Genomic DNA, 4814 nt, shown 5'->3' with positions numbered 1-4814 from the left:
CGGCAGGGCGCCGTGGAACGCGGTGGACGCGGCGACATCGGCCGTCGCGAGATCCACCCAGCAGGAGTCCTTACGGTCCGGTGACATCCGGTGCCGGAGCGCGGCTGAACCTGTGTGATCGCTTTACGGTCGGTGGATGCGCCCCGCGGCACCTGGACTGTACGCGCGCGCTGCGAAGGAGAGCCGAAGTTCAAGGGGCCAGTTGGACCCGCACCGAGCCGGTAGTGTCAAGTCGCGATGCGGTCGTCCGTAGACCCACACGCGGTCGGCCGTGACAGCAGCGCGTCTGGCCGCATCGGCATCGGCGACGAAAGGTGGTTCGCCCTGTGTCCACGCCACATCCGCCCATCCAGTCGGGGCTGCTCTCGGGGCGGGTCGCCGTGGTCACCGGTGCGGCCCGCGGCATCGGACGGGCCGCGGCCGTTGCTCTGGCCGGCGCCGGTGCCGACATCGCAGGCATCGACATCGCCGGCCACGTCAGCTCCACCCTCGATTTCGCGCCAGCCAGTCCCGCGGACCTCGCCGAGACCGGGCGTCTGGTGTCCGAGTCCGGTGCGCAATGGCTGGCACACATCGTCGACCAGCGCGACATCGGCGCGCTGCGCGAGGCCGCCGACGCCATCGAAGCGCAATGGGGCCGGATCGACATCGTCTTCGCCAACGCCGGCATTCAGGCGTTCAAACCGCTCCTCGACATGACCGACCCGGACTGGCACGACCAGATCGACGTCAACCTCACCGGCACCGCGAACACCTTGCGCGTCTTCGCACCCTGCCTCGTGCGGCGCGGAGGCGGGCGCATCATCGTCACGTCCTCCACCCAGGGTCAGCACGGCACGAAATTCGGTGCGGCATACTCGGCCTCCAAGTGGGGAATCATCGGACTGATGAAGTCGGCCGCACTCGAACTCGGCCCGCACCGGATCACCGTCAACGCCGTTATTCCGGGCTTGGTCAACACCGTCCTCACCCGGCACGAAGATCGATACGCCCAAGCACTGTCCGACGGCGGCGCGCAGCCCAGCGGCGACTTCGACCGCGACGAGAAAGCTGCCACGGAAGCACTCGCTGCCAAGTCCCCGCTCGGTGTGCCCTGGGTCGAGCCCGAAGACGTCGTACCGCTGGTCGTCTTTCTCGCCTCCGACCAGGCACGCATGGTGTCGGGAACCTCGTTCGCCGCGACCGCCGGAGACAGCGCCCGCGTTACCGCTTGACCGACCTGGCCCGCGGAGCGCCTCGGCCGCGGCACGGGCATCGTCGAACTCCGGCTGCAGCGTCGGCACGTCGCCGTCGAGGAAAACCGGCTTGACGCTCACGATCTGGCCCTCGAGGACCACCTCGACGCTGTCGCGGGACAGTGCCCGGCGCGCGACATCGTGCACGCGCACCGCGAGGGTCGGTAGTCGTGGTCACCAGGTTCCGGACTACCGCGTCGAGCGCGACGCGCGGCGACCTCACAAGCGAGTGCACCCCCGGCGGGAGACGATGCCGCGGCGGTGAACAGGTCGGCAATCTCGGTTGGGGCCGCGTCGCGCCACGCTCGGCACCGGCTTCGACGGACCGATCACCGAGGTTGCCTTCGTGCCCGACGGGCCGAATCCCGCGTATCCGATGGCTTCGAGCTTGATCCGGAAATGCGGATGCGTGCTCGAGTCCCGATCCACCCGTCCAACGATCGCGCCGGCCAGGAAGGCTCCGAGGATCGTTTCCAGACCCAAATGCCCGGCCAATGCCACGAGTGCCACCAGGAGCAGCACCGCGAACCGGACCCGGATCTCGGCGGTGGTGTCCTGAATGCGCACCAGGATCGTCCCGAGTCGCATCGAACGACCCGCTCGCAGCAGCAGGACCGCCCCGACGCCCACCAACGCGGCGAAGATGACCAGCAGGACGAGCTTCTCGCCGACCCCGCCGTCGCGCGGAGGGCGCTGTGCTGGCATTTCGACAGCGAGAGCAGCATAATGGTGCTGTGCCGAAATCCATCACCATCCGCGACGTCCCCGATGAGGCCAGCGAGGAGTTGGCGGCCCGCGCCGCCCTCACCGGGCGCTCCCTTCAGGAGTACCTGCGGGCGCGCTTGGTCGACATGGCCAGCCGGCCGGACGCTGAGGTGTGGGTGGCAAGGGTCCGCGCCAGGAAAAACGCGACCGGCAGCGCGATCAGCGTCGAGCAGGTGCTCGCTGTCCGCGACGCCGACCGCGCATGACGATCGTCGTCGACTCGTCCGTGATGGTTGCGGCCCTGATCGACGGGGGATCGGTCGGGGAATGGGCGGAGGAGGTGCTGATGTCGGGCCCACTGGCCGCGCCGCACCTGATGCCGGTCGAGGCTGCGAACATCCTCCGACGCTCGGCGTCTGCCGGCGAAATCTCCACCGACGTCGCGTCACTCGCTCATCAGGACCTGATGTCGCTGCCCATCGAGCTGTTTCCGTACAGCTTGTGTGCATCCCGAGTGTGGGAGCTGCGTTCCACCGTCACCGCCTATGACGCATGGTACGTCGCACTGGCCGAGACGATCGGGGCCGGACTCGCGACTCTCGATCTTCGATTGAGCCGCTCCACAGGAACTCGCTGCGAGTTCGCGCTACCGCCGACCGAGTAAGTCCGCGTTCGGGCCGTCAGCGATCAGTCCACTTCTTCGATCGGCTCGAGCTGGTGACGCGGCTGCTTTCGCCGAGCAATCCGAGTAAGAACATGGGACATGGACATGACACTCCCGGCTTCCGTCGAGGACGTGCACGAGATCGCCGCCGGCCTGCCATTTGTCACGGTCGAACATGGATCGGGTGACAACCCCGTCTACCAGGTGGGCGCAAAGTCGTTCGTCTTCTTCCGCACGCCGCGCCCTGACGCCGTCGATCCCGAGACCGGCGAGCGCTACCCGGATGTCATCGTCTTCTGGGTGCCGTCTGACGAGGACAAACTGGCGATGGTTCAGGACGAGAGAAGCCCGTTCTTCACCACCCCGCATTTCAACGGCCACCGATCGGTGCTGCTCCGGGCCGGCCGGGTCGGTGAGCTGACCAGGCAGGAATTGGCGGAGGTCATCCAGGACGCATGGCTGTCCCGTGCCTCGCCACGCCGGGCCGCGGCCTGGCTGAGGGCGCAGCCTGGCTGAGGGCGCAGCCACCGAGCTGACCAACACAGCGACTTGGTGAATCAAGCCAGGGTGCTCTCCAGCCGCTTGGACAACATCGCCACGAACGACGCCGGTTCCGCCAGTTCCCCGCCCTCGGCCAGCAGCGCCATCCCGTAGAGCAGGTGCGCCGTGTCGGCCAGCCCGGGATCGTCCGCCCGCGCCTCGTGGGCGGACTTGAGCCCGGTGACCAGGGCGTGCTGCGGGTTCAGCTCCAGGGTCCGCTTGACCTTCGGCAGTTCCTGACCCATCGCCCGGTACATCTTCTCCAGGGTCGGAGTGAGGTCGCCCGGGTCGTTGACCAGACAGGCGGCGGAGTCGACAAGCCGGTGCGAGAGCCGGACCTCCTTGACGTCGTCGGCCAGAGTGGTCGCCATCCAGGACAGCAGCTCGTCGAAACCCTTCTTGGTGTCCTCGTCGACGTCGTCACCGCCCAGGTCCACCTCGCCCCGGGCGATCGACACGAACGGCTTCTCCTCGAACGACGGCACAGCGTCGACCCACACCTCGTCCACCGGGTCGGTCAGCAGCAGCACCTCGTAGCCCTTCGCGCGGAAGGCCTCCATGTGCGGGGAGTTCTCCAGCGCCGACCGGGATTCGCCGGTGACGTAGTAGATCGAGTCCTGGCCCTCGGGCATGCGCTCCAGGTAGTCGTGCAGCGTCGTCGGCTTGTCCGCGCCGTGCGTGGTGGGGAACGAGCAGATCTCCAGGATCGCGTCCCGGTTGTCATGGTCGGAGATCAGGCCCTCCTTGACGGCCCGGCCGAGTTCGGTCCAGAACGTCGCGTACTTCTCAGGCTCCTTCTCCAGCATCGATTTCACCGTCGAGAGCACCTTTTTCACCAGGCGCTTGCGGATCAACTGGATCTGCCGGTCCTGCTGCAGGATCTCCCGAGAGATGTTGAGCGACAAGTCGTTCGCGTCGACGACACCCTTGACGAAGCGAAGGTACTCGGGGATCAGCGCCTCGCAGTCGTCCATGATGAACACCCGTTTGACGTATAGCTGCACGCCGCGCTTGCTCTCCCGCATGAACAGGTCCATCGGCGCGTGGCTGGGCAGGAACAGCAGCGCCTGGTACTCGAAATTGCCCTCGGCGGACAGCCGGATGGTCTCCAGCGGCGGCCGCCAGTCGTGGCTGACGTGGTGGTAGAACTCGGCGTACTCCTCCTCCGACACCTCGCTCTGCGCACGCGCCCACAGCGCCTTGCGGGAGTTGACCACCATTGGCTCGGCCGCTGTGTCGTCTGGGTCGCCCGCCTTGTTGTCCGGCGCCATCCGGATCGGCCAGGTGATGAAGTCCGAGTAGCGCTTGACGATGCCGCGGACGGTCGCCGGATTCGCGAAGTCGTGCAGCTGGTCCTCGACGTCCTCGGGCTTGAGGTGCAGCGTGACCGCCGTGCCCTGCGGCGCGTCCGGGTCGTCGGAGACGGTGTAGGTCCCCTCACCGTTGGACTCCCACCGCACCCCGGTGTGGGTGCCGGCCTTTCGCGTCACCAGCACGACCCGGTCGGCGACCATGAAACTGGAGTAGAAGCCGACGCCGAACTGTCCGATCATCTCCGCGGTCGCCTGCTCCGACCCGCCGCCGGACTCCCGGGCCTGCCGCAGCTTGCCGAGCATCTCCGCGGTGCCCGACTTGGCGATCGTGCCGATCAGGTCGACGACCTCCTCCCG

The 4814-nt window shown here is 67.5% G+C and carries 6 protein-coding genes and 1 pseudogene; 4 read left to right on the top strand and 3 right to left on the bottom strand.

Annotated features, from left to right (window positions below; translation table 11 throughout):
* The first annotated feature begins 326 nt into the window (after positions 1-326).
* On the top strand, positions 327-1214 hold the full coding sequence (locus VET27_RS26340) for an SDR family NAD(P)-dependent oxidoreductase (protein ID WP_526522973.1): 888 nt from the start codon (positions 327-329) through the stop codon (positions 1212-1214).
* A gap of 21 nt (positions 1215-1235) precedes the next feature.
* Here VET27_RS26340 and larC read toward each other — a convergent pair.
* Positions 1236-1388, bottom strand: a pseudogene (larC, locus tag VET27_RS26335) (nickel insertion protein); the annotation flags it as partial.
* A 66-nt stretch (positions 1389-1454) separates the two neighbouring features.
* A complete protein-coding gene (locus tag VET27_RS26330; protein ID WP_526522971.1) occupies positions 1455-1940 on the bottom strand; it encodes a cation:proton antiporter domain-containing protein in 486 nt (161 codons plus the stop codon).
* Between the two features lie 29 nt (positions 1941-1969).
* Between VET27_RS26330 and VET27_RS26325 the strand changes: the two genes are divergently transcribed.
* The 3 genes from VET27_RS26325 (at position 1970) to VET27_RS26315 (ending at position 3120) form a co-directional block, all read left to right on the top strand.
* Positions 1970-2206: a FitA-like ribbon-helix-helix domain-containing protein gene (locus tag VET27_RS26325; protein WP_526522969.1), complete on the top strand. Its 237-nt coding sequence runs from the start codon at positions 1970-1972 to the stop codon at positions 2204-2206.
* A complete protein-coding gene (locus tag VET27_RS26320; RefSeq protein WP_526522967.1) occupies positions 2203-2604 on the top strand; it encodes a type II toxin-antitoxin system VapC family toxin in 402 nt (133 codons plus the stop codon). The genes VET27_RS26325 and VET27_RS26320 overlap by 4 nt, the downstream gene beginning before the upstream one ends.
* 105 nt (positions 2605-2709) lie before the next feature.
* Entirely contained in the window at positions 2710-3120 is a 411-nt protein-coding gene (locus VET27_RS26315) for an MmcQ/YjbR family DNA-binding protein (protein ID WP_526522965.1), read from the top strand.
* A 41-nt stretch (positions 3121-3161) separates the two neighbouring features.
* Here VET27_RS26315 and htpG read toward each other — a convergent pair.
* The coding region (gene htpG, locus VET27_RS26310; RefSeq protein WP_526522963.1) for a molecular chaperone HtpG at positions 3162-4814 on the bottom strand (1653 nt) is incomplete at its 5' end.

Origin of the sequence: Mycobacterium sp. (assembly GCF_035633495.1) — a bacterium.
Taxonomy (GTDB): Bacteria; Actinomycetota; Actinomycetes; order Mycobacteriales; family Mycobacteriaceae; genus Mycobacterium.
The sequence above is the reverse complement of the archived record's forward strand: the minus strand, read 5'-3'. Positions and strand labels throughout refer to the sequence as shown.

Bases quoted from the DNA above. Each gene is read 5' to 3' on its own strand.
- VET27_RS26330 (WP_526522971.1), bottom strand. From the start codon at position 1,940: ATGCCAGCACAGCGCCCTCCGCGCGACGGCGGGGTCGGCGAGAAGCTC.
- VET27_RS26320 (WP_526522967.1), top strand. From the start codon at position 2,203: ATGACGATCGTCGTCGACTCGTCCGTGATGGTTGCGGCCCTGATCGAC.
- VET27_RS26315 (WP_526522965.1), top strand. From the start codon at position 2,710: ATGACACTCCCGGCTTCCGTCGAGGACGTGCACGAGATCGCCGCCGGC.